Annotated in this window: 24 protein-coding genes and 1 tRNA gene; 22 read left to right on the top strand and 3 right to left on the bottom strand. The window is 64.7% G+C overall.

Features of this window, described 5'->3' with window-relative positions; genetic code table 11:
* The first annotated feature begins 24 nt into the window (after nucleotides 1-24).
* From nuoG to D575_RS0112265, 18 genes are all read left to right on the top strand, one after another.
* Entirely contained in the window at nucleotides 25-2,424 is a 2,400-nt protein-coding gene (nuoG, locus tag D575_RS0112350; protein WP_018146231.1) for an NADH-quinone oxidoreductase subunit NuoG, read from the top strand.
* Nucleotides 2,425-2,436: 12 nt separating this feature from the next.
* Entirely contained in the window at nucleotides 2,437-3,501 is a 1,065-nt protein-coding gene (gene nuoH, locus D575_RS0112345) for an NADH-quinone oxidoreductase subunit NuoH (protein WP_018146230.1), read from the top strand.
* 10 nt (nucleotides 3,502-3,511) lie between these two features.
* The gene (gene nuoI / locus D575_RS0112340; RefSeq protein WP_018146229.1) at nucleotides 3,512-4,000 is read left to right on the top strand and encodes an NADH-quinone oxidoreductase subunit NuoI; all 489 of its coding nucleotides are present in this window, start codon (nucleotides 3,512-3,514) and stop codon (nucleotides 3,998-4,000) included.
* A gap of 15 nt (nucleotides 4,001-4,015) precedes the next feature.
* The gene (locus tag D575_RS0112335) at nucleotides 4,016-4,672 is read left to right on the top strand and encodes an NADH-quinone oxidoreductase subunit J (RefSeq protein ID WP_018146228.1); all 657 of its coding nucleotides are present in this window, start codon (nucleotides 4,016-4,018) and stop codon (nucleotides 4,670-4,672) included.
* Between the two features lie 89 nt (nucleotides 4,673-4,761).
* Nucleotides 4,762-5,067 (top strand): NADH-quinone oxidoreductase subunit NuoK, encoded by a 306-nt coding sequence (gene nuoK, locus D575_RS0112330; RefSeq protein WP_018141813.1) that lies wholly within the window; start codon nucleotides 4,762-4,764, stop codon nucleotides 5,065-5,067.
* A 6-nt stretch (nucleotides 5,068-5,073) separates the two neighbouring features.
* Nucleotides 5,074-7,083 (top strand): NADH-quinone oxidoreductase subunit L, encoded by a 2,010-nt coding sequence (gene nuoL / locus D575_RS0112325; RefSeq protein ID WP_018146227.1) that lies wholly within the window; start codon nucleotides 5,074-5,076, stop codon nucleotides 7,081-7,083.
* Between the two features lie 52 nt (nucleotides 7,084-7,135).
* On the top strand, nucleotides 7,136-8,650 hold the full coding sequence (locus tag D575_RS0112320) for an NADH-quinone oxidoreductase subunit M (protein ID WP_018146226.1): 1,515 nt from the start codon (nucleotides 7,136-7,138) through the stop codon (nucleotides 8,648-8,650).
* 13 nt (nucleotides 8,651-8,663) lie between these two features.
* Nucleotides 8,664-10,112, top strand: a complete 1,449-nt coding sequence (gene nuoN, locus D575_RS0112315) for an NADH-quinone oxidoreductase subunit NuoN (protein WP_018146225.1) — start codon at nucleotides 8,664-8,666, stop codon at nucleotides 10,110-10,112.
* 3 nt (nucleotides 10,113-10,115) lie between these two features.
* A complete protein-coding gene (locus D575_RS0112310) occupies nucleotides 10,116-10,460 on the top strand; it encodes a DUF2818 family protein (RefSeq protein ID WP_026182153.1) in 345 nt (114 codons plus the stop codon).
* 60 nt (nucleotides 10,461-10,520) lie between these two features.
* Nucleotides 10,521-10,597: transfer RNA gene (locus tag D575_RS0112305), tRNA-Met, on the top strand.
* A 214-nt stretch (nucleotides 10,598-10,811) separates the two neighbouring features.
* Nucleotides 10,812-11,267 carry a ribosome maturation factor RimP gene (rimP, locus tag D575_RS0112300; protein WP_018146223.1) on the top strand — a complete coding sequence of 152 codons (456 nt, stop codon included), beginning with the start codon at nucleotides 10,812-10,814 and terminating at the stop codon, nucleotides 11,265-11,267.
* A gap of 77 nt (nucleotides 11,268-11,344) precedes the next feature.
* On the top strand, nucleotides 11,345-12,838 hold the full coding sequence (gene nusA / locus D575_RS0112295) for a transcription termination factor NusA (RefSeq protein WP_018146222.1): 1,494 nt from the start codon (nucleotides 11,345-11,347) through the stop codon (nucleotides 12,836-12,838).
* Between the two features lie 64 nt (nucleotides 12,839-12,902).
* The gene (infB, locus tag D575_RS0112290; RefSeq protein ID WP_196799827.1) at nucleotides 12,903-15,665 is read left to right on the top strand and encodes a translation initiation factor IF-2; all 2,763 of its coding nucleotides are present in this window, start codon (nucleotides 12,903-12,905) and stop codon (nucleotides 15,663-15,665) included.
* Nucleotides 15,665-16,132 (top strand): 30S ribosome-binding factor RbfA, encoded by a 468-nt coding sequence (gene rbfA, locus D575_RS0112285; protein ID WP_018146220.1) that lies wholly within the window; start codon nucleotides 15,665-15,667, stop codon nucleotides 16,130-16,132. Before infB ends, rbfA begins: the two co-directional genes overlap by 1 nt.
* Before the next feature lie 31 nt (nucleotides 16,133-16,163).
* Complete coding sequence (truB, locus tag D575_RS0112280; RefSeq protein ID WP_018146219.1) at nucleotides 16,164-17,135, top strand: tRNA pseudouridine(55) synthase TruB; 972 nt, start codon at nucleotides 16,164-16,166, stop codon at nucleotides 17,133-17,135.
* A 114-nt stretch (nucleotides 17,136-17,249) separates the two neighbouring features.
* Nucleotides 17,250-17,519: a 30S ribosomal protein S15 gene (rpsO, locus tag D575_RS0112275; protein WP_018146218.1), complete on the top strand. Its 270-nt coding sequence runs from the start codon at nucleotides 17,250-17,252 to the stop codon at nucleotides 17,517-17,519.
* A gap of 122 nt (nucleotides 17,520-17,641) precedes the next feature.
* Nucleotides 17,642-19,729 (top strand): polyribonucleotide nucleotidyltransferase, encoded by a 2,088-nt coding sequence (pnp, locus tag D575_RS0112270; protein ID WP_018146217.1) that lies wholly within the window; start codon nucleotides 17,642-17,644, stop codon nucleotides 19,727-19,729.
* Between the two features lie 69 nt (nucleotides 19,730-19,798).
* Nucleotides 19,799-20,416 (top strand): class I SAM-dependent methyltransferase, encoded by a 618-nt coding sequence (locus D575_RS0112265; RefSeq protein WP_018146216.1) that lies wholly within the window; start codon nucleotides 19,799-19,801, stop codon nucleotides 20,414-20,416.
* Nucleotides 20,417-20,593: 177 nt separating this feature from the next.
* Here the strand turns inward: D575_RS0112265 and D575_RS0112260 are convergent, their stop codons facing one another.
* On the bottom strand, nucleotides 20,594-20,872 hold the full coding sequence (locus D575_RS0112260; protein WP_018146215.1) for a hypothetical protein: 279 nt from the start codon (nucleotides 20,870-20,872) through the stop codon (nucleotides 20,594-20,596).
* A 111-nt stretch (nucleotides 20,873-20,983) separates the two neighbouring features.
* Here D575_RS0112260 and D575_RS0112255 point away from each other — a divergent pair, with 111 nt between their 5' ends.
* Both D575_RS0112255 and D575_RS0112250 read left to right on the top strand, forming a co-directional pair.
* Nucleotides 20,984-22,432, top strand: coding sequence for a circularly permuted type 2 ATP-grasp protein (locus D575_RS0112255; RefSeq protein ID WP_018146214.1), 1,449 nt, complete (start codon nucleotides 20,984-20,986; stop codon nucleotides 22,430-22,432).
* A 1-nt stretch (nucleotide 22,433) separates the two neighbouring features.
* Nucleotides 22,434-23,393 (top strand): alpha-E domain-containing protein, encoded by a 960-nt coding sequence (locus D575_RS0112250; RefSeq protein WP_026313083.1) that lies wholly within the window; start codon nucleotides 22,434-22,436, stop codon nucleotides 23,391-23,393.
* A 19-nt stretch (nucleotides 23,394-23,412) separates the two neighbouring features.
* Here the strand turns inward: D575_RS0112250 and D575_RS0112245 are convergent, their stop codons facing one another.
* Nucleotides 23,413-24,237 (bottom strand): proteasome-type protease, encoded by an 825-nt coding sequence (locus D575_RS0112245; RefSeq protein WP_018146212.1) that lies wholly within the window; start codon nucleotides 24,235-24,237, stop codon nucleotides 23,413-23,415.
* 162 nt (nucleotides 24,238-24,399) lie between these two features.
* Between D575_RS0112245 and D575_RS0112240 the strand changes: the two genes are divergently transcribed.
* On the top strand, nucleotides 24,400-24,996 hold the full coding sequence (locus D575_RS0112240) for a histidine phosphatase family protein (protein WP_018146211.1): 597 nt from the start codon (nucleotides 24,400-24,402) through the stop codon (nucleotides 24,994-24,996).
* Between the two features lie 107 nt (nucleotides 24,997-25,103).
* Nucleotides 25,104-25,703: a histidine phosphatase family protein gene (locus tag D575_RS0112235; RefSeq protein ID WP_018146210.1), complete on the top strand. Its 600-nt coding sequence runs from the start codon at nucleotides 25,104-25,106 to the stop codon at nucleotides 25,701-25,703.
* 64 nt (nucleotides 25,704-25,767) lie between these two features.
* Here D575_RS0112235 and D575_RS0112230 read toward each other — a convergent pair whose 3' ends face one another.
* Nucleotides 25,768-26,217, bottom strand: coding sequence for a host attachment protein (locus tag D575_RS0112230; protein WP_018146209.1), 450 nt, complete (start codon nucleotides 26,215-26,217; stop codon nucleotides 25,768-25,770).
* Nucleotides 26,218-26,219 lie beyond the last annotated feature (2 nt).

Here is a 26,219-nt window from a genome sequence, read left to right as displayed (position 1 = left end):
GCGCCATCGCATCAGGAATCGAGCATGAGTCAGGATCAGAAACAAGATCTGGTCAGCATCGAGATTGACGGCCGTACGGTGGAGGCGCCCAAGGGCGCCATGCTCATCGATGTCGCCGATGATGCCGATATCCGCATTCCGCGGTTCTGCTACCACAAGAAGCTGTCGGTGGCGGCCAACTGCCGTATGTGTCTGGTCGAGGTGGAAAAGGCACCCAAGCCGCTGCCGGCCTGCGCCACGCCGGTGATGGACGGCATGAAGGTGTACACCCAGTCCCCGCTGGCGCTGCGCGCGCAGAAGGGGACCATGGAGTTCCTGCTGATCAACCATCCGCTGGACTGCCCGATCTGTGACCAGGGCGGCGAGTGCGAGCTGCAGGACGTGGCCATGGGCTACGGCGAGAGCGTGTCCACCTATACCGAAGCCAAGCGCGTGGTGAAGGACAAGGACATCGGTCCGCTGATCGAGACCGAGATGACCCGCTGCATCCACTGCACCCGTTGTGTGCGCTTCGGCGAGGAGATCGCCGGGGTGCGCGAGCTGGGCGCGACCGGACGCGGCGAGCACATGCGCATCGGCACCTACGTCGAGAAGACCGTGGCCCACGAGCTCTCCGGCAACGTGATCGACCTGTGCCCGGTGGGGGCGCTGACTGCCAAGCCGTCGCGCTACAGCGCGCGTGCCTGGGAATACGCGCAGGCGGCGACGATTGCCCCGCATGACGCGGTCGGCTCCAACCTGTTCCTGCATACCGACGACGGCCGTGCGATGCGGGTCGTCCCGCGCGAGAACGACGCGGTCAACGAGACCTGGATCTCCGACCGCGATCGCTTCAGCTACACCGGTCTGTATGCGGAGGATCGACTGACCCGCCCACGGATCAAGGTCGACGGCCAGTGGCAGGAGGTCTCCTGGGAGACCGCATTGAGCTACGCCGTCGAGGGCCTGAAGGAAGTGGCCCCGGATCGCATCGGTGCGCTGCTGTCGCCCTCGCTTTCGCTGGAAGAACACTACCTGGCGCAAAAAGTGCTGCGGGGCATGGGTGTCACCGACATCGATCACCGCGTGAATCAGCGCGATTTCCGCGACGAGGCGGCGGCCCCGCTGTTCCCGTATCTGGGGGTCGCAATTGGCGAGCTCGAAAACGCGGATGCCGTTCTGCTGGTGGGCAGCAACCCGCGTCGCGAGCAGCCGTTGCTGGCACACCGCCTGCGCAAGGCGGCCTCGCGTGGTGCACATGTGAGCCTGATCAACGACATGCTGCTGGACCTGACCTATCCGGTTCAGGCCCAGCTGGTCGGCGACGAGCATGACCAGGTCCTGGCGCTCGCCGGGATCGCCGGGCAGCTCGCCGCGGCCGGCAAGTCGCTGCCCAAAAAGCTGGAGAAGATCGTCAAGGCGGCCGCGACAGACGACGGCGAGACGCGGGAAGCCTTCGAACGTGCAGCCCGGGCGCTGCTGGACGCGAAGCGAGGCCATGTGCTGCTGGGCGCCGCTGCAATCAACGGGCCAGCCTTTGCCACGTTGCGGGCCCTTGCAGGCTGGATCGCCAAACATACCGGTGCCAGCCTGGGCTACCTGCCGCAGGGCGCGAATGCCGCGGGTGCCTGGCTGGCTGGCGTCCTGCCGCATCGTGGCCCGGGTGGGGCGGAGCTGGATGTCGCCGGTACGAATGCCGCCGAGATGCTCGAGCAGGGACGCGATGCATTCGTGATCGCCGGGCTGGAGCCGGGCCGCGATGGGGTCGATCCGGCGGCCTTCCAGGCAGCCCTGGAGCGTGCCGGTCTGGTGGTCGCCCTGAACAGCTTCGCCACACCTGAACTGGAGGCTGTGGCAGATGTGCTGCTGCCGATCGCCACAAGCTTTGAGCAATCCGGGACCTTCGTGAACGCCGAGGGCCGTTGGCAGAGTTTCCGCGCCGCCTCGCGCGCCCCCGATGACGCCCGGCCGGGCTGGAAGGTCTGGCGCGTGCTCGGCAATCTGCTCGACCAGAGCGGCTTCGATTACCTGGATTCGCCCGCGGTGCGGGACGAGCTGAAGGGCCAGCTGGCGGATGCCAGCTTCGATACCGGCGTGAACCTCAACAAGGTACAGGTAGAGGTGCCCGAGGGCGGCGCGGGCGACGGGCTGTACCGTGTGCAGGCGGCCGCGCTCTACAGCGGTGATCCGCTGGTGCGCCGTGCCGAGCCGCTGCAGACCAGCCCCGAGGGGCTGCTGGCCGAGAGCGTGCTGGTGCATCCCGAGTCCGCCGGCGAGCACGCCCATGGCAGCCGCGTGCGACTGCGTCAGGGCAAGGCCGAAACGGAGTTGACCCTGTTGCTGGACGATTCGGTGCCGCCGGGTCTGGCCGTGACCTTTGCGGGTTCCGCGGCCATGGGGGCCCTCGGCCTGCCGAACACCACGGTCACGCTGGCGCGGGCCTGAGGGACTTAAGACATGTTCGACTGGATGATGAACCTCTTCTACAGCCTTCCGACGGTCATGCAGATCCTGATCGGCATTCAGCTGATCGTGATCCCGCTAATGCTGGCCGTGGCCTACACGACCTTCGCCGAACGCAAGGTCATCGGTTACGCCCACGTGCGCATCGGCCCGAACCGGGTGGGCCCGCGCGGCTGGCTGCAGCCGATCGCGGACGCCCTGAAGCTGTTGACCAAGGAGGTCATCCTCCCGACCAACGCCAATCGCTTCCTGTTCCTCAGCGCCCCGGTGCTTACGATTGCGCCGGCTTTGGCGGCCTGGGCGGTGGTTCCGTTTTTCGACGGCGGGGCCCTGGCGGACGTGAACGCCGGCCTGCTGTATCTGCTGGCCCTGACCTCCCTCGGTGTGTACGGCATCATCATCGCGGGCTGGGCCTCGAACTCGAAGTACGCGCTGCTGGGCTCGCTGCGCTCGGCCGCGCAACTGGTCTCCTACGAGATCGCGATGGGCTTTGCCCTGGTGGGCGTGCTGATGGCTGCCGGCACCCTGAACGTGGGCGGGATCATCGAGGCGCAGTCCGGGAGCATGTACCACTGGTTCCTGCTGCCGCTGCTGCCGATGTTCTTCGTGTACTTCATCTCCGGGATCGCGGAGACCAACCGTGCGCCCTTCGACGTCGCGGAGGGCGAGTCCGAGATCGTGGCCGGGTTCCATGTGGAATACTCCGGCATGGCGTTCGCAGTGTTCTTCCTGGCCGAATACGCCAACATGATCCTGATCTCGGCGCTGACCGCGATCCTGTTCCTGGGGGGCTGGCTGTCGCCGTTCCAGGGCATCCTGCCGGCCGCCGTGTTCGACTGGCCGGTGATCGGGGCGCTGCTGGATCACGGGATTCACTGGTTCCTGTTCAAGACGGCGGTGTTCCTGTTCGCCTTCCTGTGGTTCCGCGCCACCTTCCCGCGCTATCGCTATGACCAGATCATGCGCCTGGGCTGGAAGGTCCTGATCCCGGTGACCATCGTCTGGCTGTTTGTCGAGGGCGTGCTGGTCGCGTTCAACGTCGGCCCGTGGTTCGCCTGAGGAGATCGTGATGAAAGCCGTGCGCCGTTTCTTCAAGAGTTTCCTGTTCTTCGAGCTGCTGCTGGGGCTGCGCCTGACCGGGCGTTACCTGTTGAGCCGCAAGTTCACCGTGCAATACCCGGACGAGAAGACGCCGATGTCGCCGCGCTTCCGCGGGCTGCACGCCCTGCGCCGTTATCCCAACGGCGAAGAGCGCTGCATCGCCTGCAAGCTGTGCGAGGCGGTGTGCCCGGCGCTGGCAATCACTATCGACTCCGAGGAGCGCGACGACGGCACGCGGCGGACCACGCGCTACGACATTGACCTGTTCAAGTGCATCTTCTGCGGCTTCTGCGAAGAGGCCTGTCCGGTGGATTCCATCGTCGAGACGCACCTGTTCGAGTACCACTTCGAGAACCGGGGCGAGCAGATCATGACCAAGGACAAGCTCCTGGCCATTGGTGACCGCTTCGAGAAAGAGATCGCGCAGGCCCGCGCGGTCGACGCCCCCTACCGGTAACGCAGGGAACGCCTCATGACCTTCGAGCTTGTCCTTTTCTACCTGTTCGGTGCGATCCTGCTGGGAGGGGCGCTGGCGATGATCAGCGTGCGCAACCCGGTGCATGCGGCGCTGTTCCTGGTGCTTTGCTTTGTTGCCGCCGCGGCATTGTGGGTCATGGCGGAGGCCGAGTTCCTGGGCATCGTCCTGGTGCTGGTGTACGTCGGCGCGGTCATGGTGCTGTTCCTGTTCGTGGTGATGATGCTGGACATCAACCTCGCCAAACTGCGCGAGGGCTTCGCCGAGTATCTGCCGGCGGGGATCGTGGTCGCGCTGGCCATGGCCACCGTGCTGGTGCTGGTGATTACCCGCTACATCACCATGGACGCCCCCGAGCGGGCCGGCCCCGAGTACGCCAACACCGAGGCCCTGGGCGCGATCCTGTACACCGAGTACGTCTATCCGTTCGAGATCGCCGCGGTCATCCTGCTGGTCGCGATCATCGCCGCGATCTCGCTGACCATGCGCAAGCGGCCGGATAACAAGTCGATCGACCCGGGCAAGCAGATGGCGGTCTCCCGCGAAGGGCGGGTGCGCATGGTCGCCATGCCGTCGGAGAAGAAAGAAGCCCCGCGCCGGGGTGCGCAGGGGTCCGGGGCGAACGCCCCGGGCAGGGACGACGGCTCGAAGTAGGCACACCGAGTACACAGGCATCCCGGCCGCGCGCCGGGACCCGGACACCGGGGGCGGCCAACGTCCCCGAAAGAACTCAGGGCTAGAACATGATTACGCTAGAGCACTACCTGGTGCTGGCCGCGCTTTTGTTTTCCATTAGCGTGGCCGGGATCTTCCTGAACCGGAAAAACGTGATCGTGCTGTTGATGTGCATCGAGCTGATGATGCTCGCGGTGAACATCAACTTCATTGCCTTCTCGTTTTTCCTGCAGGACCTCGCGGGCCAGGTGTTCGTGTTCTTCATCCTGACCGTCGCCGCGGCCGAGGCGGCCATCGGCCTCGCCATCCTGGTGTTGCTGTTCCGTAATCGCGGAACCATCAACGTCCAGGACATGGATGCAATGAAGGGATAACCGGCCATGGATACGATCTATCTACTCATTGTTCTGGCGCCGCTGTTCGGCGCGATCGCCGCTGGCCTGTTCGGTCGCCAGATTGGCCGTGCCGGAGCGCACACCGTCACCATCCTGGGGGTGGCGGTGTCGTTCATCCTGTCTGTGGTGGTCTTCTGGGCCCATGTCTTCGGGGATGCCGGGGTCTACAACGAGACCCTCTACACCTGGCTGGTGTCGGACGGCATCCAGTTCGAAGTCGGGTTCCTGGTCGACAACCTGACCGCGATGATGATGCTCGTGGTCACCTTCGTCTCCCTGATGGTGCACATCTACACCATCGGGTACATGAAGGACGATCCGGGCTATCAGCGCTTCTTTGCGTACATCTCGTTGTTCACCTTCTCCATGCTGATGCTGGTGATGGCGAACAACTTCATGCAGCTGTTCTTCGGCTGGGAGGCCGTGGGCTTGGTCTCCTATCTGCTGATTGGCTTCTGGTACAAGCGCCCGACCGCGACCTACGCGAACATGAAGGCGTTCATCGTGAACCGCGTCGGGGACTTCGGCTTCCTGATCGGCATCGCCGCGCTGGTGTTCTATACCGGCAGCCTCAACTACACCGAGGTGTTCGCCGAAGGCCAGGCGATGAGCGAGGCCACGATCACCATCTGGCCGGGCTGGACCTTCGGCCTGCTGGATCTGGCCCTGATCTTCCTGTTCATCGGTGCGATGGGGAAATCCGCCCAGGTGCCGCTGCATGTCTGGCTGCCGGATTCCATGGAAGGCCCGACGCCGATCTCCGCGCTGATCCACGCGGCCACCATGGTGACCGCGGGCATCTTCATGGTCGCGCGCATGTCGCCGCTGTACGAGTTCTCGGTCGCGGCGCTGTCGTTCATTCTCATCATCGGCGCGATCACTGCGTTCTTCATGGGCCTGATCGGTCTGGTGCAGAACGACATCAAGCGCGTGGTCGCCTATTCGACGTTGTCCCAGCTGGGTTACATGACCGTGGCTCTGGGGGCGTCGGCGTACGCCGCGGGGCTGTTCCACCTGATGACCCACGCCTTCTTCAAGGCGCTGCTGTTCCTGGCGGCCGGCTCGGTGATCATCGCCATGCACCACCTGCAGGACATGCGCGCGATGGGCGGCCTGCGTCGGTACATGCCGATCACCTACGTGACCGCGCTGATTGGTTCGCTGGCCCTGATCGGCTTCCCGTTCTTCTCCGGGTTCTTCTCCAAGGACGCGATCATCGAGGCGGTGGGCTATTCCGAAACCCCGGGGGCCACGTTCGCCTACTGGCTGGTGCTGGCCGGGGTGTTCGTCACCGCGCTGTACACCTTCCGCATGTTCTTCATGGTGTTCCATGGCGAGGAGCGCTATGACCAGGCACACAAGTACATGCCGGACCACGGCGACGAACACGACGATGAGCATGGCGATGACCACCACCACGGTCCGTTGCAGCCGAAGGAGTCGCCGTGGGTGGTGACCGTGCCGCTGATCCTGCTGGCGATCCCGTCGGTCGTGGCTGGCTACTTCATCGGTCCGATGTTGTTTGGTGACTTCTTCGCCAACAGCCTGTTCGTGTTGCCGGAGCAGGATGTGCTGGCGACCAAGGGCGAGACCTACACCGGGGTCATCGGCTTTGTACTGCACGGTCTGATGCTGCCGGCGTTCTGGCTGGCAATGGCCGGCCTGGCGACCGCCTGGTACCTGTACATGAAGCGCCCGGAACTGCCGGCGTTGATCGCCGAGCGCCTGAAGCTCGGGGTGCGCATCCTCGAGGACAAGTACGGCTTCGACCGCTTCAACGACTGGTTCTTTGCCGGGGGGTCGGTGCGTCTCGGGCGGGCGCTGTGGCGCTATGGTGACGCGCTGATTATCGACGGCTTGCTGGTCAATGGCACGGCGCGCTCGATCGGCTGGATCTCGTCGCGTGTCCGCCACATGCAGTCCGGCTTCCTCTACCACTACGCGTTCGTGATGATCATCGGCCTGCTGGTCCTGATGTTCGCCTTCGTGATCTGAGCGGCTTCGACACCCATGCGCTCGAAGCCCATCGCTGTTTCAAGGAACGACCATGTTTGCTGACTGGCCTATCTTGAGTCTGTTGATCTGGCTGCCGATTCTCGGTGGCTTCCTGGTGCTCGCCGCCGGGCGCGACGCGCCCCGTGTGGCGCGTCGGCTCGGGCTCGCGGTGGCCGTAGCGACCTTTGTCGTCAGCCTGCCGCTCTGGTTCGTGTTCGAGCGGGGGACCGCCGAGATGCAGTTCCAGGAGCTGGCCTCCTGGATCCCGGCGTTCAACGTGAACTACCACCTGGGTGTGGACGGCATCTCCATGCCGCTGATCCTGCTGACCACGCTGATCACCGTGGTCGTCGTGGTTGCCGCGTGGGAATCGGTGAAGGACCGCATTGCCTACTACATGGCCGCGATGCTGGTGATGGAAGGCCTGATGATTGGCATGTTCGCATCGATGGATGCGGTGCTGTTCTACGTGTTCTTCGAGGCGATGCTGATCCCGATGTTCCTGGTGATCGGGATCTGGGGCGGTCCGCGGCGCGTCTACGCCACCCTCAAGTTCTTCCTCTACACCTTCCTCGGTTCAGTGTTCATGCTGGTCGCGCTGATCTGGATGTACATCCAGTCCGGCAGCTTCCTGATCCAGGATTTCCATGCCCTGCAGATCGGCCTGACCGCGCAGATCCTGATCTTCCTCGCGTTCTTCATGGCGTTCGCGGTGAAGATCCCGATGTTCCCGGTACACACCTGGCTGCCGGATGCCCACGTGGAGGCGCCCACTGGCGGCTCGGTGATCCTGGCCGCGATCATGCTGAAGATCGGGGGCTATGGCTTCCTGCGCTTCTCGCTGCCGATCACCCCGGATGCCAGCGCCGTGCTGGACACCATGATGATCGTGCTGTCGCTGATCGCGATCGTCTACATCGGCCTGGTGGCACTGATCCAGAGTGACATGAAGAAGCTGATCGCGTATTCGTCGATCGCGCACATGGGCTTCGTGACCCTGGGCTTCTTCCTCGCGTTCTACATCTACTCCAACACCGGTGACTGGGAAGGCGCCTCGCTGGGGATCGCCGGCGGCATGGTGCAGATGATCTCGCATGGCTTCATCTCGGCGGCGATGTTCCTCGCGGTCGGCGTCCTGTATGACCGGTTGCACAGCCGGCAGATCGCCGACTACGGCGGCGTGGTGAACACCATGCCGTGGTTCGCCGCGTTCTTCGTGCTGTTCGCCATGGCCAACACCGGCCTGCCGGGCACGTCCGGGTTCGTCGGCGAGTTCATGGTCATCCTGGCCGCGTTCAAGGCGGATTTCTGGATCGCCTTCCTCGCCGCGACCACCCTGATCCTGGCCGCTGGCTACACCCTGTGGCTGGTCAAGCGCGTGATCTTCGGCGCGGTGGCCAACGAGAACGTGGCCGGTCTTTCCGACATGAATCGCCGCGAGTTCTTCCTGATGGGCGTGCTGGCCTTCTTCACGCTGCTGCTGGGCGTATGGCCGGCCCCGCTGCTGGATGTGATGAACGCGACCATCGACCACCTCGTGGCGCATATCGCGCAGTCGAAGCTCTGAAGGGGCGCCTGACATGAATTTCGAGATCCCCAATTTCCTCCCCGCCGTGCCCGAGATGTTCGTGCTCGGGATGGCGTGCCTGATCCTGGTGATCGACGCGTTCCTGCCGGATTCGCGGCGTGATGTCACCTACGGCCTGGTGCAGGCGACCCTGGTCGCGGCGGCGGGTCTGACACTGTGGATGATGGGGCCGGAGACGGTCCTGACCTTCTCGGATACCTTCGTGAAGGACCCGATGGCCGACATCCTGAAGGTGGCGGTGTACGTGACCAGCTTCCTGGTCTTCCTGTATTCGCGTCCGTACCTGATGGAGCGCGGCATCCACAAGGGCGAGTTCTACGTGCTGGGCCTGTTCGCGGTGCTCGGCATGATGATCATGATCTCGGGACACAACTTGCTGACCCTGTACCTGGGCCTGGAGTTGCTGTCGCTGTCGTCCTACGCGCTGGTCGCGTTCTGGCGCGACAACTCGCGCGCCACCGAGGCGGCCATGAAGTACTTCGTGCTGGGTGCGCTGGCATCCGGTTTGCTGCTCTACGGCATGTCCATAATCTATGGCATGACCGGTTCGCTGGATATCGCCGTGATCGCCGCCGAATTGGTGGCTGCGGACGAGAGCATGAACGTCCCGCTGGTCTTCGGTCTGGTGTTCCTGGTGGTCGCCATCGCGTTCAAGCTGGGGGCGGTGCCGTTCCATATGTGGGTGCCGGACGTCTACGACGGTGCCCCCACGGCGGTCACGCTGTTCATCGCCACGGCGCCGAAGATTGCGGCATTCGCCTTCCTGATGCGGCTGCTGGTGGAAGGCATGGGTCCACTGCACGCCGACTGGCAAGGCATGCTGATTATCCTCGCGGTCCTGTCGCTCGCAGTGGGCAACGTGATCGCCATCGCCCAGACCAGCATCAAGCGCATGCTGGCCTATTCGACCATTGCCCATATCGGGTTCCTGTTCATGGGGATCCTGGCGGGCACCGACAGCGGGTACGCCTCCGCAATGTTCTACGTGATCGTCTACGCGATCACGGCCGCCGGTGGTTTCGGAATGATCGTGTTCCTGTCGCGCAAGGGGTACGAAGCGGACCAGATCGATGACTTCAAGGGGCTCGCCAAGCGCAACCCCTGGTTTGCGTTCATCATGCTGCTGCTGTTGTTCTCCATGGCCGGTGTACCGCCGACGGTCGGCTTCTACGCCAAGCTGGCGGTGATCCAGGCCGCTGTGGGCGCGGAACTGGTCTGGCTGGCGATCGTCGCGGTGATCTTCTCGATCATTGGTGCCTTCTACTACCTGCGTGTGGTCAAGATGATGTTCTTCGACGAACCCCAGGAAGGTGCGGAGGAGCCGGTCCAGCCGTCCGGTGCGCTGGCCGCTGCGCTTAGCATTAATGGGCTTGCGGTACTGCTGTTGGGAATTTTCCCGGGTCTGCTGCTGTCTTTAACCCACTACGCAATTATCGGGTAACTCGTGACACAGTGGATTCCGTTTGATGTTCTAGTCTGGGGGTATGTGGTGGTGGCGTTTATCAGCGCCAACCTGCCCTGGCTCAGTGATCGTATCGGCCTGATGGTGTTGCCGGAGAGTGGCATCAAGGGTCCGTGGACCCGTATTGGCGAATGGCTAGTGCTGTATATCGTGATCGGCGCAATCGGGAAGGGGCTGGAGTTCCAGGCGACGGGCGGCATCCATCCGCAGGGCTGGGAGTTCTACGTGATCACCCTGTCGCTGTTCGCGATGTTTGCCCTGCCCGGATACATCTGGCGCTACGACCTGCGCCCACACCTGCGGGCTGGCCAGCGCCGGGCACGATAAATAATCGGCGACAGGCCTTGCGGGGCGGGTCGCCGCTTTGGTATAGTTCTGCGTCTCGGATGCGGGGTGGAGCAGTCTGGCAGCTCGTCGGGCTCATAACCCGAAGGTCGCAGGTTCAAATCCTGCCCCCGCTACCAATTGTCAGAGAGGCCCCGTACGGGGCCTTTTTGTTAAGGACCGATGGTCCGGTCGCAACTGCTCGCGGTCGGCCCGCCGTCCTTAAGGCCGCGCTCCCGCGCGCCTCGCAGCGGATGTTTCGCTGCAGTCATCTTGAGAGGTGTACGAGGGGCGTTCGGCGCCCTTTTTTTGTTTCTGGGTCCCGCCCGCGGGACGGAGTCGATCGAGACGCCCTTGTCGCAGAAGGCTGAACAACTGAAAACACTGCTGACCCCGGTTGTCGAGGGGGAAGGCATGCAGCTGTGGGGGCTGGAGTACCACTCCGGTTCCACGCCGCCTGTCCTGCGGATCTATATCGATGGCGAGAATGGCGTCACTGTGGACGATTGCGCGCGCGTCAGCGATCAGGCCGGTGCGGTCATCGAGGTCGAGGAGGCTCTGAAGGGGAACTACACCCTGGAGGTGTCCAGTCCCGGTATCGAACGCCCTCTGTTTACCCCCGAGCAGTTCCGGAGCTACATCGGTCATCCGGTGAAGGTGCGTCTGGCATGGCCGGAGCATGACCGCCGCAATTTCCGTGGCGTACTGCTGTCGGTGGAAGACCCGATGATCGAGGTGGAAGTGGACGGCATGGCCTACGAGCTGCCGCTGGCCGCGATCCACAACGCGCGTGTCCTTGAGCAGCTATAAAAAATAGCTGTAGTCCAGGGCGCTGCTACGCTTTTTGTTGAATCGGCAGGCAACTGCCGAGTGCGGAGAGGCAAGACATGAACAAGGAGATCCTGCTGGTCGCTGATGCTGTGGCGAACGAGAAAGGAGTGGAGAAGGACATCATCTTCGAAGCCCTGGAATCGGCCCTGGCGATGGCGACCCGCAAGTACCACGGCGGCAAGATGGACGTTCGCGTGAGCATCGACCGCGAGGAGGGTGATTACGAGGCCTTCCGGCGCTGGACCGTGGTGGACGACGAGGACCCCGAGTTCGAATCCCCGGAATACCAGACGCTGCTGTCCTATGCCCAGCAGAAGAATCCGGATGCCCAGGTCGGCGACGTGATCGAGGAGCCGGTCGAGGCCGTGGACTTCGGTCGCATTGCGGCCCAGGCCGCGAAGCAGGTCATCGTGCAGAAAGTACGCGAGGCCGAGCGAGCCAAGGTCGTCGCGGAGTACCAGGATCGCGTTGGCACGCTGGTCATGGGGATCGTCAAGCGTACGGATCGCAATGGCACCTATGTGGACCTCGGGAGCAACGCCGAGGCCCTGATCCCGCGCGAACACATGATCCCGCGCGAGACCGTGCGTACCAATGACCGGCTGCGCGGCTATCTCAAGGAGATCCGCCCCGAGGCCCGCGGCCCGCAGTTGATCCTCAGCCGCACCGCGCCGGAGTTCCTGATGGAGCTGTTCAAGCTCGAGGTACCCGAGGTCGGCCAGAACATTATCGACATCATGGGCGCGGCCCGTGACCCGGGTATGCGTGCCAAGATTGCGGTGCGCTCCAACGACCCGCGTCTGGATCCGGTCGGCGCCTGCGTCGGCATGCGCGGCTCGCGTGTGCAGTCGGTGTCCAACGAGCTGGCCGGCGAGCGCATCGACATCATCGTCTGGGACGAGAATCCGGCTCAGTTCGTGATCAATGCGATGTCGCCGGCGGAGGTCCTGTCGATCGTGGTCGACGAGGACAAGCAGTCGATGGATATCGCGGTCGAGGAGGACAAGCTGTCGCTGGCCATCGGCCGTGGAGGCCAGAACATCCGCCTGGCCTCCCAGCTGACCGGCTGGGAACTGAACGTGATGACCGAGGAACAGGCGGCCGAAAAGAGCGACGCCGAGGCCCAGCAGTTGGTCGCGTTCTTCATGGAGGCCCTGGATGTCGACGAGGAAGTTGCCAGCATCCTGGTTCAGGAAGGCTTTACGACCCTGGACGAAGTGGCCTATGTGGAAGAGGCAGAACTGCTGGCGATCGAGGAGTTCGACGAGGCCATGGTCGAGGAGCTGCGCAATCGTGCGAGCGACGCGCTCCTGACCAAGGCCATCGCGGCCGAGGGTGGCGATGGCTATCAGCCCGCGGAGGATCTCCTCGGCATGGAAGGCATGAGCCCGGCGCTGGCGAACAAGCTGGCGTCACATGGCGTGTGCACCATGGAGGACCTGGCGGAGCAGGCATCCGACGACGTGGTCGAGATGACCGGCCTGGATACGGAAGAGGCGTCGGCGCTGATTATGACGGCGCGCGCCCCGTGGTTCGAAACCGGGGAGTAAGCCCCGGTCGCTCGTCTCGCGGACGCGTATCACAGGCTGTCGGTTGGCCTGAAAAGAATCTGGAATGGAGGTAGGCGCCATGGCGCAAATGACAGTGCAGCAATTCGCGGAATCGGTGGGAACACCGGTTGACCGCCTCATGGTTCAGCTCAAGGAGGCGGGCGTCGAGGTCGATGGTCCGGAAGCGGCGATCACCGATGCCGAAAAGCGCAAGCTGCTCGATCACCTCCGTCAGGCGCATGGCGAGGGCGACGCAGGGCGCGTGACCCTGAAGCGCCGGACCCAGGCGCAGACCCTCAAGGTCAGTTCCGGCCAGGGGCGCTCCAAGACGGTCAACGTCGAGGTGCGCAAGAAGCGGACCCTCAAGCCCAAGCCGGCCGAGGCGCAGCCCGAGGCCCCGGTGGAAGAGGCCCCGGTGGCCGAGGAGCAACAGGCCCCGGCGCCCGAGGCCCCGGAAGAAATCCGTGCCGCCGGCCAGGCGGAAGAGACGGCCCCCGAGGCCCCGGTCGAGGACGAGACCCCGGTCGCCGAAGAGGTGCCGGTCGAGGAGCCCAAGGCTGAAGAGCCGGTCGTCGAGACTCCGGCCGAGCCGGAACCCGAGGTGGCCGAAGAGGCGCCGGTCGAGGAGCCCGCTGCCGAACCGGAACCCGTGTCCGAGAAGCCGAAGCGTCCGCTCAGCCGTACCGAGCAGCTGGCGCTGCAGGTGGAGGCCGAGCGCGAAGCCCAGCGCAAGGCGTCCGACGCGCGCAAGCAGGAAGCCGTTGAACGCGAAGAACGCCAGAAGCGTCGGGCGAAAGAGCTCGAGGCCCAGGAGGCCAAGCGCGAGAAGGAAGAACAGACACGGTTGGAGCGCGAAGCCGCAGCGCGGCAGGCCGCTCCGGCGGCTGCCCCGGCAGCCGATGCCAAGGCCGGCAAGGGCGCCCGCAAGGGTGGGCGTAAGGACGAGCGCAAGGAGCTGCATGTCGCCGGGGACCGCCGCGGTCGCCGCAAGAAGGGCGAGAGCCGCAAGGCCCAGTCCGCTGCGGCTCAGGCCGTGACCAGCAAGCACGGCTTTGCCAAGCCGACCGCGCCGGTGGTGCGGGATGTCGAGGTGCCGGAAACCATTACCGTGGCCGACTTGGCCCAGGCGATGGCGATCAAGGCGCCGCAGCTGATCAAGGCCCTGATGGGCATGGGCGTGATGGCCACCATCAACCAGTCGATTGATCAAGACACCGCGATGCTGGTGGTCGAGGAGATGGGGCATAACCCGATCGCCGCGAAGGAAACCTCGGTCGAGGACGAGATCGATACCGGTCTCGAGCAGAATGCCGAGGCCCGGCCGCGGCCGCCGGTGGTGACCGTGATGGGTCACGTCGACCACGGGAAGACCTCGCTGCTGGACTATATCCGCAAGGAGAAGGTCGCCTCTGGCGAGGCGGGTGGGATTACCCAGCACATCGGCGCCTACCACGTTAAGAACAACCACGATGGCGTGACCTTCCTGGATACCCCGGGGCATGCCGCGTTTACCGCAATGCGTGCCCGCGGCGCCCAATCCACCGACATTGTGATCCTGGTGGTTGCGGCGGATGACGGCGTGATGCCGCAGACCATTGAGGCGATCCAGCATGCGAAGGCTGCGGGTGTACCGATGGTCGTGGCGGTCAACAAGGTCGACAAGCCCGAGGCCGAACCGGATCGGGTCATGAACGAACTGGCCCAGCACGAGGTGATCCCCGAGTCCTGGGGCGGCGATACCCAGTTCATTCAGGTCTCTGCCCATACCGGCCAGGGGATCGACGATCTGCTGGAGTCCCTGGGGCTGCAGGCCGAGGTGATGGAGCTGAAGGCCCCGGACGAGGGTCCGGCGCGGGGTGTGGTCATCGAATCGCGCCTGGAGAAAGGCCGCGGCCCGGTCGCGACCATTCTGGTCCAGTCCGGCAAGCTCAAGCACGGCGACATCGTGCTCTCGGGCAAGGAATACGGCCGCGTGCGGGCGATGTTCGACGACACCGGCACGGCCGTGAAGGAAGTCGGCCCGTCGATGCCGGTCGAGGTCCTGGGCCTGTCCGGGGTGCCGGACGCTGGCGACGAGGTGCTGGTGGTGGCCGATGACAAGACGGCCCGCGAGGTCGCAGAACATCGCGACACCAAGCAACGGGAACGCAAGCTGGCCGCGCAACAGGCGTCGAAGCTGGAGAACATCTTCAACCAGATGCAGGACGGCCAGATCGCGACCGTGAACATCCTGATCAAGGCGGATGTGCAGGGCTCGGCCGAGGCCCTGCGCGAGTCGCTGATCAAGCTGTCCACCGACGAGGTCCGCGTGAAGGTGGTCTCCGCCGGCGTGGGCGGGATCTCCGAGTCCGACATGAACCTGGCGATGGCCTCCGAGGCGATCGTGATCGCGTTCAACGTGCGTGCCGATGCGGGCGCGAAGCGCCTCGCGGCGGAGAACGAGATCGACGTGCGCTACTACTCGGTGATCTACGAGGCGATCGACGACGTGAAGCAGGCGCTGTCCGGTCTGCTGTCGGCCGAGATCCGCGAAGAGATCGTCGGCCTGGCGCAGGTGCGCGACGTGTTCAAGGCCTCGGGCTTTGGTCAGGTGGCCGGCTGTCTGGTGATGGAGGGCGCGGTCAAGCGGGGCAACCCGATCCGCGTGCTGCGCGACAACGTCGTAATCTACGAGGGCGAGCTGGAGAGCCTGCGTCGCTTCAAGGACGATGTGAACGAGGTCAAGGCCGGTACCGAATGTGGTATCGCGGTGAAGAACTACAACGACGTGAAGGCGGGTGACCAGATCGAGGTCTTCCAGCGCGTCGAGGTGGCCCGGACGCTCTGATGCCCGGTAACCGCGACTTCCATCGTTCCGACCGTGTCGGGGAGCAGATCCAGCGCGAGCTGGCCGAGCTCATCCGCATGGAGGTCAAGGACCCGCGGGTCGGCATGATCACGCTGGCCGGGGTCGAGGTGTCGCGCGATCTGGCGTATGCCCGAGTGTATTTCACCCAGCTCGGCGGGGCCGAGAAGGGTCAGGAGGCGCAGAAGGGCTTGAACAGCGCCGCCGGTTTTCTGCGTCGGGCCCTGGGGCAGCGCATGCGTCTGCGCTCGGTGCCGCAACTGCGCTTCATCTATGACGATACGCCCGAGCGCGGTGCGCACCTGTCGTCACTGATTAACCAGGCGCTGGCCGAGGATCGGGCGCATCATGCCGACGATCCCGAGACCCTGGATGGGGACGGCGCGGCAGATGACGGTGGCTCCGACAAGCGACGCGATCCGGACGAGGGACCGGAACGCGGGGCCTGAGCCCGGGCGTTTGCGGCCGGGCGGTTCATCCATGGCGAGCAAGCGTCGCGACGTCGACGGCATCCTGTTGCTGGACAAGCCGCGGGGGCGCAGTTCCAACCAGGCGCTGGGCCGGGTCAAGTATCTGTTGCAGGCGAAGAAGGCCGGTCATACCGGGGCACTGGACCCGCGGGCGACGGGCCTTTTGCCGTTGTGCTTCGGGCAGGCCACCAAGGTCTCCGGCTGGCTGCTGGATGCGGACAAGCGCTATGTCGCCGAGGCGCGCCTGGGTGTGGAGACGGACAGCGCGGACCTCGATGGCGCAGTGATCCGCGAGGCGGCGGTGCCGCCCATCGAGCCGGCCACCCTGCGCGAGCTGGAGCGGCGGTTCAGTGGCGACCAGGCGCAGGTCCCGCCAATGGTCTCGGCCCTAAAGCATCAGGGCAAGCGCCTGTACGAGCTCGCGCGTCAGGGGGTGGAGGTGGACCGCCCCCCGCGTCCGGTGCAGATCCATTCCCTGGAGATCGAGCAGATCGCGGCGGATGGCCTGCGTTTGAAGGTGCACTGTTCCAAGGGGACCTATATCCGTTCGCTGGTTGCCGACATCGGGCATGCGCTCGGTTGTGGAGCGGCGGTGGATACGTTGCACCGGGTCGGGCACGGCCACTTCGATGCCGCCGCGATGGTCTCGCTGGAGGCCATTGAGGCGGCCTTCGAGGCGGGCGGGGTCGCCGCCATCGAGGCCTTGCTGCAACCGGCGGAGGCGGCGCTGGCGCACTGGCCGTCGGTCACGCTCGACGCCGCCGCCAGCGCCGCCATGCGCCATGGCAACCCGGCCGCGCCGACCGCCGTGGTCGGGCAGGCCCCAGGGGCGGCGGATGCGCCGTACGAAGGGGATACTGGCTGGCCCCTGGTGCGGATTTTTGATGATGGTGGCCGCTTCCTGGCGGTCGGTGTTCGCGACCCCGACGGGCAGATCCGGGCGCGGCGTTTGTTCGTGCCGGCGGCGCACGCGCCGGCCTGAGCGTGCCCGGTCTCTTTCTGTTCACGTCGTCGTGCGTCGTGCTACCATTGCCCGCCTATCGCCAGCGCCACTGGTCGGTTAACGGTTTAGAAATTTTTCAGGAGTCAGGTTTTCATGTCGCTCACCACCGAAGAAAAATCGGCCATCGTCGAGAAGCACAAGCGCGATCCCAACGACACCGGTTCGCCGGAAGTCCAGGTCGCGCTGCTGACGGCCCGCATCCAGCATCTGATGGGGCACTTCGACAAGCACAAGCAGGATCATCACTCGCGCCGCGGCCTGTTGAAGATGGTCAGCACGCGCCGCAAGTTGCTGACCTATCTCAAGCGTCATGACCAGGAACGCTATCAGGCCCTGGTTCAGGAGCTTGGGCTGCGCCGCTAAGGCCGGCATGACGGGCCCGCGCCATTGGTGCGGGCCCGTTCGCTTTCGGGCCGGCACCAATGGGTCGCGAGAGCCAGAATTCAGGCATCAAAGTCGCAAGAACACGGGAAACGGGAAATAACGTGGCATACAAGAAGTCATTCCAGTACGGAAACCATACGGTCACCTTCGAAACCGGTGACATCGCTCGTCAGGCCAGTGGCGCCGTCATCGTCAATATGGCCGAGACCGTGGTGCTGGTCACCGTGGTGGCTCGCAAGGAAGCCGACCCGGGCCGAGACTTCTTCCCCCTGACCGTGAACTACCAGGAACGCACCTACGCGGCCGGCAAGATTCCGGGTGGATTCTTCAAGCGCGAGGGGCGCCCGAGCGAGAAGGAAACCCTGACTTGCCGCCTGATCGACCGACCGATCCGTCCGCTGTTCCCGGAAGGCTTCAAGAACGAGACCCAGGTGGTCGCGACGGTTATGTCGATCAACCCCGAGGTGGATCCCGATATCCCCGCGATGCTCGGGACCTCGGCCGCGCTGGCGCTCTCCGGCGTGCCCTTCGCCGGTCCGATTGGCGCCGCGCGGGTCGGTTACCGCGCCGGTGAATACCTGCTGAACCCGACCTACAGCGCCCTGGCGGATTCCGACCTTGATCTTGTCGTGGCGGGTACCGAGAACGCCGTGCTGATGGTGGAATCCGAGGCCAACCAGCTCTCCGAAGAGGTGATGCTGGGTGCGGTGATGTACGGCCACGAGCAGATGCAGGCCGCGATCCAGGCAATCAAGGAACTGGCGGCCGAGGCCGGCAAGCCCGCGTGGGAGTGGCAGCCGACGGCGTCGCTCGAATCGCTCGAGGAGCAGATCCAGGGGGTGGTCGGCGAAGAACTGGTAGAGGCGTACCAGATCGCCGAGAAGCAGGCGCGCACGCAGCGCATTGGCGATCTGCGCGGCAAGGCCGTGGAGGCCCTAGTCAGTGAAGACGAGTCCGGGCCCAGCCTGGATGACGTGAAGACGGCCTTCCACGACCTGGAGTACCGCCTGGTCCGTGATCGTATCCTCGACGGCAACCCGCGCATCGATGGCCGCGACACCAAGACGGTACGCCCGATCCACGTGGATACGGGCGTGCTGCCGCGTGCGCACGGCTCCGCCGTGTTTACCCGGGGCGAGACGCAGGCGATGGTGGTGGCCACCCTCGGCACCGATCGCGATGCCCAGATCATCGACGCCCTGGAAGGCGAGCGCCGCGACCGTTTCATGCTGCACTACAACTTCCCGCCTTACTGCACCGGCGAAACCGGCTTTGTCGGGTCACCCAAGCGCCGCGAGATCGGCCACGGGCGCCTCGCCAAGCGTGGCGTGCAGGCGGTGATGCCGAACGAGGCGGACTTCCCCTATGTGCTTCGCGTGGTCTCCGAGATCACCGAATCCAACGGGTCCAGCTCCATGGCCTCTGTCTGCGGTACCTCGCTGGCGCTGATGGATGCCGGCGTGCCGCTGAAGGCCCCGGTTGCAGGTATTGCGATGGGCCTGATCAAGGAAGGCGATCGCTTCGCCGTGCTCTCCGACATCCTCGGCGATGAGGACCATCTGGGGGACATGGACTTCAAGGTGGCCGGCACCAACGACGGCGTGACCGCGTTGCAGATGGACATCAAGATCGACGGGATCACCCGCGAGATCATGGAGCGGGCGCTGGCCCAGGCCCGTGAAGGCCGCATGCATATCCTCGGATGCATGAACGAAGTGCTGCCGCATCATCGTGACGAGATGTCCTCGCACGCGCCGCGCTTCATTACGATGAAGATCAACCCGGACAAGATCCGCGACGTGATCGGCAAGGGCGGGGCGACCATTCGCGCACTGACCGAAGAGACCGGCGCGACGATCGACATCCAGGACGACGGCACGGTGAAGGTCGCCTCCACTGATCAGGCGGCGGGCCTCGAGGCCAAGCGCCGTATCGAAGAGCTGACCGCGGATATCGAGGTCGGGCGCCAGTACACCGGGAAGGTGGCGAAGATCATGGACTTCGGGGCGTTCGTCTCGATCCTGCCGGGCCGTGACGGTCTGGTCCACATCTCGCAGATCTCCGACGAACGTGTCGAGAGCGTCGGCGATTTCCTCTCGGAAGGGGATTCGGTGACGGTGCGGGTCCTGGAAGTGGACAAGCAGGGCCGCATCCGTCTGAGCATGAAGGCGGTCGAACCCGAGTCCTGATCGGACTCGCTTCGATCACGGGCGTTGCTTTTTCCGGCGCCCGGCCATTCAGACTCGGGACGCGTGGGCATGGACCTCGTCAGCATTCGCAAAAGTTACCGGCGCTACGCTCGCCACTACGATGCCACCTTCGGTCGAGTGTTCGCGACCGGGCGGGCCAGCGCGCGGGAGACCCTGGCGCCGGTCTCGGGCAAGCGCATCCTGGAGGTCGGGGTCGGCACCGGGATCTCGCTGCCGGATTATCCGGATGACTGCGAGGTGGTGGGGATCGATGTATCCCGCGAGATGCTGGAGGTTGCGCGTGGGCGCCTGAACGGCGGTCTGCCGGCGGTATCCGGCCTGTGCGAGATGGATGCCGAACAGCTCGGCTTCGCCGACAATAGCTTTGATGCGGTGGTCGCGATGTATGTGGCCACCGTGGTACCCAACCCCGATGCCCTGTTCGCCGAGATGTGGCGAGTCTGCCGCCCCGGGGGACGCTTGCTGGTGGTCAACCACTTTGCCTCGCAGCAATGGTTGTTGCGCGGCGTCGAGCGCTGCCTGCGGCCGCTGTCGAAGGCCGTTGGGTTCCGGCCGGACATGGAATACGAGGACTTCGTGCGCGTGACCGGGCAGGAGCCCTGCATGGTCGCCCCGGCCAGCCTGTTCGGCTACTGGAAACAGGTCGAATTCCGCAAGCCTGTCTGAACGTTCGTCCTCGCATGGCGCCGCCACGAGCACCGTGATTGCGAGGAGCGTAGCGACGAAGCAACCTCCGTCCGTATCCCCTGCGTTTTGTTCGGTTCGGTTGCCTGGCCGCCCAGGAAGGCCGCCATGTCGCCACATTCCTTGCGATGGCAGGGCTTGTGACAAGGCCATGGCTGGTCAGCGGCGGGTGAACAACGGCAGCTCGTGGCGCCGCGCATTGGCGGCGAGAAACTGCCCGCGGCCGTCCCGCTCGGCATCCAGCCCGGCCTGTTCCGTTGAAGGTTCCCCCAGGATTGTTGCCAGGAACACCTCCAGTTCCCGCCCGTCCACCCGCAACCTGCCGAAGGGCGTGCCGTCTGCGGCCGCATACCAGAACAACCGTGGCTGCCAGTTGCATCCCTGGATCTTTGGGTGGCGGTAGAGTTCGATCAGGCGCTGTTCGAGTGCGTCGGACATGGGAACCTCGGTCGGGGCGGGCCGGACGAAACGCTGTGGGCAGAAACGTCGACTGTCGCCAAAAGGCGTTACTGTAGAACAACACCATCCCCGCGTCAGAGGACCCGACGAATGGCCATCGACTGGAAGCAATACGATTCCGCCCCGTTTTACGACGAACTGATCGAGAAACCTGGCCAGCCACGCCCTCCGGCTCGGGCACTCGCGGAATACCTGGCCTCGCTGGACGCGGGCGAGATCCACAGCCGCAAGCAGGCCGCGGACAGCGCGATTCTCGAGATGGGTATCAGCTTCACGGTCTACACCGAAGGCGAGAACATCGACCGCGCCTGGCCGTTCGACATCATCCCGCGGGTCATTGCGCGCAAGGAATGGGATCAGGTCACGGCCGGCCTGGAGCAGCGCCTGAATGCCCTGAATCTGTTCATTGACGATATCTACAACGAGCAGCGGATCTTCCAGGACAAGGTGATTCCGCGCTACGTCCTGAACCAGTCAAAGAACTTCCGCGAACAGTGTGTTGGCATCAAGCCGCCGCAGGGCGTCTGGGCACACATCTGCGGCTCGGACCTGGTGCGCGACGGCTCGGGGCAGTTCTACGTGCTGGAGGACAACCTCCGCGTGCCCTCCGGCGTGTCGTACATGCTGGAGAATCGGCAAGTCACCAAGCGGGTGTTCCCGGAGCTTTTCGAGAGTTCCAGCATCCTGCCGGTGGATGAATATCCCACCCAGCTGTTCGACATGCTCGCCTCGATCTCGCCGCGTCCGCAGGACTACCCGGAGATCGCGGTGCTGACGCCGGGGATCTACAACTCGGCCTACTTCGAGCACTCCTTCCTCGCCCAGCGCATGGGCGCGGAGCTGGTGGAGGGCGCGGATCTGGTGGTCGGCGACGACGACTGCGTCTACATGCGCACCATCGATGGTCTGGAGCGCGTCGACGTCATCTACCGGCGCATCGACGACGAGTTCCTGGATCCGGAGGTCTTCAATCCGGATTCGATGCTGGGCGTGCCCGGGCTGATGCGCGCCTGGCGCCAGGGCAACGTGGGGCTCGCCAACGCGCCGGGCGCGGGCGTGGCCGACGACAAGGTGATGTATGCCTTTGTGCCGGACATTATCCGCTATTACCTGGATCAGGAACCGATCATCCCCAACGTGCCGACTTATCTCTGCGTCAACGAGAAGGATCGTGCCTACGTGCTGGATCACCTTGACGAGCTGGTGGTGAAGCCGGCCAATGAGTCCGGTGGCTACGGCATGCTGGTCGGCCCGCACGCAACCAAGAAGCAACGGGCCGAGTTCGCCCAGCTGATCAAGAAAGACCCGCGCAACTACATCGCCCAGCCGACGCTGGACCTTTCGGTGGCCCCGACGCTGTGCGGTGACGAGATCGAACCGCGGCACCTGGATCTGCGCCCGTTCGTCCTGCAGGGGGTGCGCACCGACGTGACCGCCGGCGGGCTGACCCGCGTGGCGATGCGCAAGGGCTCGCTGGTGGTGAACTCCTCGCAGGGCGGGGGCAGCAAGGACACCTGGATCGTGGACGAGGAGAACTAAGATGCTCTCGAGAGTCGCAGAACGCGTGTACTGGATGGCGCGCTACGTTGAGCGTGCCGAGAACACGGCGCGCATGGTCATGGCCTTCAATCTGCTGGCGCTGGACATGCCGAAATCGGTGCAGCTGTCCTGGAAGGGGCTGGTGGACGTCACCGGTAACGAGGCCCTGTTCGACAACCACTACCAGCGCGAAGATGAACGTAACTGCGTGAAGTTCCTGCTGGCCGATGCCGACAACCCCAGTTCCATCCTCAACTCCCTGCGCGCCGCGCGCGAGAACGTTCGCACCACGCGCGATCTGGTGCCCTCCGAGGCCTGGGAGGTGATGAACGAACTCTATCTGTTCGCGCGCGACCATATCGATCAGGGTATCGGCAAGCGCGGGCGTTTCGAATTCCTCTCGGACGTGATCCAGCGCTGCCAGACCCTGACCGGGCTGCTGGCCGGAACCATGAGCCACGATGCCGCCTACGACTTTATCCGCCTGGGGCGCAACCTGGAGCGGGCCGACATGGGGACGCGGCAGATCGACGTTGGCGCACTGCGCCACCTGAAGAAGGACGGCGAGGACCCGGGCCCCTACGAGGGACTGCTGTGGACCAGCATCCTGCGTTCGGAGAGCGGCTTCCAGATGTATCGTCAGCATGTGAAGCGGCGCATCAACGGCGTGGATGTGGTGCGCTACCTGTTGCAGGACACCGCCTTCCCGCGGTCGGTTACCCACGCCCTGACCCAGGTACAGGACGCGCTGGAAAAACTGCCGAACAACGAACTGCCCCTGCGCCTGGTGATCCAGGGGCGCCGTCACGCGGCCGATGCGCACGTGGACGAATTGATCAAGGAAGAGGCCCTGCACGCCTTCATCGACGTGCTGCAGCGGGATATCGGAGATATTCACGGCGCGAACGCCGAGACCTGGTTCCTGGCCTCGCCGGCGCAGGTGCAGACTCAGGCGGCGTAGCGTCGCCGCGCTGCGGTGTTCAGCGCCGCGGCTTTTTCGTCTTGGCCGAGGAAGACCCCGCCGTCTTGCCGGAGCCGCGGCTGACGCGCGTCCCGCGCAGCTTGCGTTCGTGGGCGGATTCCCAGTCGAAGCGCGGCAGGTCGGTGAAGGCCTTCTTGATGTTCATGTCCCAGGCCTGGGTGAGCGACCGCAGGTAGTCGTCGTCCGTCTCCAGGCACAGGTAATGGTCGAAGGTCAGGGTGCCGCGCTCATAGACCATCACCTCGATCGGTGGCCCCACGGTCAGGTTCGAACGGATCGTCGAGTCGATGGAGACCAGGGCACAGCGCGCGGCATCGCCCAGCGGGGTGGTCGGGTCGATGATGCGGTCCAGAATCGGCTTGCCGTATTTGCTCTCGCCGATCTGCAAGAAGCGTGTCTGCTGCGAGGTGGTGATGTAGTTGCCCTGCGGGTAAACCATGAAGATCGCCGGCGCGTCCTGGCCGATCTGGCCGCCGATGATCAGCGTGGCCTCGGCCTTGATGCCGGAGCGGGACAGTGCCTCGGAGTGCTTTTCCGCCTCTTCGCGGTTGAGCCGGCCCAGATAGTCGGCCGCATCCGACATGCGCTCCACGGTGGCCAGGCTCTCGTCGGCACCTTCTTCCATGTCCCGTTTGAGCTGCTGTACCACGGATTGCGTAGTGGCGAGGTTGCCGGCAGCGAGGACCACAAAGACCCGCTGACCCTCGATCTCGAAGGTGTGCATCTTGCTGTAGGTGCTGACCTGGTCGACGCCGGCATTGGTGCGGGAGTCGGAGGCGAAGACGAGACCGTCGTCCAGATCGATGGCGACACAATAGGTCATGGGGACGCGGGTTTCCGGGCAAGGGGGTGACGGCATACTAGGGCTGGGGTCGGGGGGCGTCAACGCGCCAGGCGGATGGTTGCGCCCAGAACATATATCGAACCGATGCCCTTGGGTGACGGTCTCTTGCTTCGTTGAACCCCTTCCTCACTGGAGGTCCCGATGCTTCGGCGCTGGTTCTTGTTCCTGATCATCCTTGGATTTCCCCCCGTAACCGCGAGCGCCGACACACTGGCCCCGGATGCGCTGATCGAGCGCATGCAGGCGGGTGGGCTGGTGATCTACTGGCGGCATGCGGCCACCGACCGCAGCCAGCGGGACACCGACCTGTCCGACATGAGCCGTTGCGAGGGGCAGCGCAATCTCGACGACCGCGGGCACGAGCAGGCGCGTCAGGTGGGCGAGGGCTTCGAACGCCACGCGATCCCGGTCGAGCGCATCCTGAGTTCGCCCTTCTGCCGCAATGTCGACAGCGCCCGGATTGCCTTCGGCGAGGATTCCTGGGAGGTCCGTGACGACCTGTTCAATGTGCCGCCCGTGCGTGACCGTCAGCGCCAGCAGGAGTTACTCGATGCATTGCGGCGCTATCTGGTGACGGCGCCGGGGGATGCCGGGAAGAACGTGGTGATCGTGGGCCACAACATCAATCTTCAGCAGGCCGCCCGGGTGCGCATCGACGAGGGTGAAATCGCCGTGTTCGAGCCCGGCAGCGACTCGCCCCGGGTACTCGGGGTGCTGACGCCCGACGATTTCGACTGAGCCCCGGGAGACTGTGAGGCGCGGGCCCGGTGGGTGCCGGGTACCGCGGCCGCAGAGCGTCCGCACACAAGGGAAACACCGAATCCATCACTCGCGAGGAGGACGGCATGCGAAATGGGATGCTGAGCGCAATCCTGGCCCTGTTGCTGGTGGCGTTCGCTACCGCAGATGCGGAGACGCTGGCACCGGATGCGCTGATCGAGCGTATGCAGGCGGGTGGGCTGGTGGTGTACTGGCGGCATGCGGCGACCGATCGTTCGCATGACGACTACGACCTGTCCGACATGGACGATTGCGAAGGACAGCGCAATCTGAGCACGCACGGGCGCGAGCAGGCGCGCCAGGTGGGCAAGGGCTTCGAGCATTACGCGATCCCGGTGGAGCAGGTACTGACCAGCGAGTTCTGCCGTAACTGGGAGACCGCGCACTATGCCTTCGGTGACTACGAGATTCGGACCGAGCTCTACAATCTGCCGATTATCCAGGACGATGAACGCCGCGAGGACCTGATCGAAGGCCTTCGGGGGCATCTAAATACTCCGCCCAGGGATCCGGAGAAAAACATCGTCGTTGTGGGCCACGATCTCAACCTGCGCCACGCCGCGGATGTGGAAATCGAGGAGGCGGAAATGGCGGTGTTCGAGCCACACGCCGACGGCCCGCGCCTGCTGGGCACGCTGCAGCCGGACGATCTCGGCAAGCGTTGAGGGGCGTTGGGTCCGACCGGTCGCACCCTGGCCCCGCTATGCGGGGCCAGGGCTGGAATGGTGCCTAGTAGAGGAAGTCGGGCAGGTGCTTGCGCAGGGTGGTGGCGTCGGTCGACTTGGTGATGTTCTTGGCGACCTCGGCGGTGACGCTATGGGCGACGGTCGGGTCCAGCATTTCGCGCAGGGCGCCCAGGAACGAGGGGGCGGCGACGATCACCAGTTTTTTGAAGGTGCCGTCGTTATGGGCGGACTTGAGGCGTTCGGCCACCTGTCGGGCAAAGCGGTTGCGCTCGTTGGCGGCGGGGTCGGTGCTGTCCTGCATGGCGTGGCGGGCGTCCCCGCTGGCGCTGCTCCAGCTGCGCCCGGGACGATCCGAGACGAGATCCTGATTGTGGGCGCGGGATTCGCTGTGCGAGAGCGTCTCGCTCTCGTGCATCCCCTGGCAGGCACGGCCCTCGCAGGTGAAGATGCGGGCTCGTGCGGCGTCGGCGACAACGATCCAGACAGTATCCATGC

Source organism: Thioalkalivibrio sp. AKL6 (assembly GCF_000376905.1).
Lineage (GTDB): Bacteria > Pseudomonadota > Gammaproteobacteria > Ectothiorhodospirales > Ectothiorhodospiraceae > Thioalkalivibrio > Thioalkalivibrio versutus.
The sequence above is the reverse complement of the archived record's forward strand: the minus strand, read 5'-3'. Positions and strand labels throughout refer to the sequence as shown.